This is a genomic window from Candidatus Termitispirillum reticulitermitis, from assembly GCF_054655775.1.
Window position 1 is genome coordinate 1 of sequence record NZ_BAAIHG010000195.1, and the last position, 731, is coordinate 731.

Here is a 731-nt window from a genome sequence, read left to right on the forward strand (position 1 = left end):
ACCATCTCATCATAGAACTCTTTAACAAACATATCAACGTCTGCGTCTTTGTTAAACTTTTTCTCCGCCTGCGCTATGTTGGTAGCCACGCGGACAAACAACTCCGCAGGTGTTTCTACTGCCCTACCAGCGTTGTTTTTACGCAAATAACGTTTCTCAAGAACTGTCCTAGCGTTAGCGTTTAATGAGGGTCCATCCCCAAAATTCTGGTTCATCAAGTATCTCCTTATGCTATCGTATCCCTATTTATTTTATCTTGTTTCGGCAGTTGCTACAAGTTAATTTAATTTTAAGTTATTGGTAGAATAAAGTTATAACTAGTTGATAAATATAACTATTTATCTTAAACTATTTATCTAAAATGGGGCTGACCGCTATGCTCTTGAAGTGTGTATATGTCACAAAGCCTATCGGCGTATTTTTAGGTTTTTTAAGATATTTTTTTAATGTATAGTCCACAACAACTGAGCGTTCCCCCTTGTTTTTGCTGTGCCCGGCAACCAATCCTGCAGCATATTTTATAATATTTTCGCTAACTTCACCGCTTGCACGTATTATGCCATGTGCAGATGGAACATCTTGCGTGTGTAACCATATATCATTAGCTATTGCTAACGACTATAAAGAGGAGTTAGGCTTTGTTGGTGCTGTGTCTTTCATTAAAGATGAACTAACTCACGGAGAGCTGTTTTACAAGGCAAGTAATGGCAAGATAGTCCCATTTCCGCCGT

General features: G+C 38.6%; 1 protein-coding gene. It reads right to left on the reverse strand.

Annotation, left to right across the window (positions count from 1 at the left end):
- Positions 1-215 (reverse strand): ribonucleotide reductase N-terminal alpha domain-containing protein (locus AC1MDJ_RS08235; protein WP_479690430.1); only part of this gene is annotated, 215 nt, incomplete at its 3' end.
- Between the last annotated feature and the right edge of the window lie 516 nt (positions 216-731).